The organism is Marinicrinis lubricantis (assembly GCF_042658665.1).
Classification (GTDB): domain Bacteria; phylum Bacillota; class Bacilli; order Paenibacillales; family KCTC-33676; genus Marinicrinis; species Marinicrinis lubricantis.
In genome coordinates, this window is record NZ_JBHSQV010000074.1 from 1 (window position 1) to 1,343 (window position 1,343).

The following is a 1,343-nucleotide window of genomic DNA, read 5'->3' on the forward strand; positions in this document are numbered from 1 at the left end:
CAAAATTAGCTTGTGATCGCATAAACCGTCAGTTGCAGCTTGATGTAGCTTAATTTTTGAACTGTAAATTTGTAGTCGGGTTAGTCTACAGTTTTTTAGAACGATGCATTATGAAATTGATTCATATAAGAAAATTTTTCTTATATGACTTTTTACTGTTTAACGAATACCTCTTTTATATTGTACAGGGGGAGTTACACTTCCTGAAACTTCTTTAATGGCATGAAGTGCCCAATAGGGGTCATTTAACATTCCTCTAGCAACAGCGACTAAATCAGCATCTCCATTAGCTATTGTTGCCTCTGCGAGCTGGGGATTATTTAACTTACCTACTGCAATAACAGGTTCGTTTAATGCTTCCTTGAACGCACGAGCAAACGGCACTTGATAACCCGGATGATTCCCAGGTTTTAATCTTCCGGGAATTCCTTCACCACCAGATGATACATGGAAAATATCTACACCGGCTTCTTTGAACCGTTTCGCCATTTCAATCGAATGCTCGATTCCGTAACCTCCATCAATATATTCAATAGCAGAAATTCGGAAGATGAGCGGCATATCCTCTGGCATGACACTTTTTACTGCTTGAATGACTTCAACACCGAATTTGGCTAAATCTTTACCATACTCATCTGTACGGTTATTAATGCTAGGTAACATAAATTGATGAAGTAAGTATCCGTGCGCTCCATGCAGTTCAATAGTATCAAAGCCTGCTTCAACTGAACGTCTCGTGGCATCTTTGAATTGCGTGATTAGATGTTTTATCTCGTCGATTGTTAATGCTCTCGGTTGCTTCAAAGCACCGTTTTTCGTTTCTTCGGGAAGGGCGTTCCCGGAAATAGCAGAAGGTCCTACCGGTTGCATGGCATCTTCTGCCTTGCGCCCTGCGTGTGCAATCTGTATTCCAATTTTGGCTCCGTATTTGTGAACTTCAGATACTATTCGTTGATAGGCTGGAATGTGTTCATCAGACCATAACCCTAAATCATTATCAGTAATTCTCCCATCCGGACAAATACTCGTCATCTCCACAATAATAAGACCTGTCCCGCCCACAGCTCTAGAAACGTAGTGGACATAATGCCAGTCGTTCGGAATACCATCTTTCTTATCAACGGAATACTGACACATAGGAGCCATGACTATTCTGTTTTTAAGTTCTAAACCTTTTATTTTATAAGCGGTGGGTAAAGTTATCATAAAAATACCTCCTCGTATCATATGTTTTGTAGCCAACTTCTAAATGATTTCCAGTCCCTTAGGGGACTGGAGCGAGCCTTTAAAATTTCCAGCTTGTTGTTCTTTGAAAAATGAATATTGGGACTGGACTTTTCGGG

The 1,343-nt window shown here is 40.4% G+C and carries 1 protein-coding gene; it reads right to left on the bottom strand.

The window, feature by feature from the left end:
- Positions 1–159 precede the first annotated feature (159 nt).
- On the bottom strand, positions 160–1,206 hold the full coding sequence (locus ACFPXP_RS08105; RefSeq protein WP_379893731.1) for an NADH:flavin oxidoreductase/NADH oxidase: 1,047 nt from the start codon (positions 1,204–1,206) through the stop codon (positions 160–162).
- Positions 1,207–1,343 lie beyond the last annotated feature (137 nt).

Bases quoted from the DNA above. Each gene is read 5' to 3' on its own strand.
- ACFPXP_RS08105 (WP_379893731.1), bottom strand. From the start codon at position 1,206: ATGATAACTTTACCCACCGCTTATAAAATAAAAGGTTTAGAACTTAAA.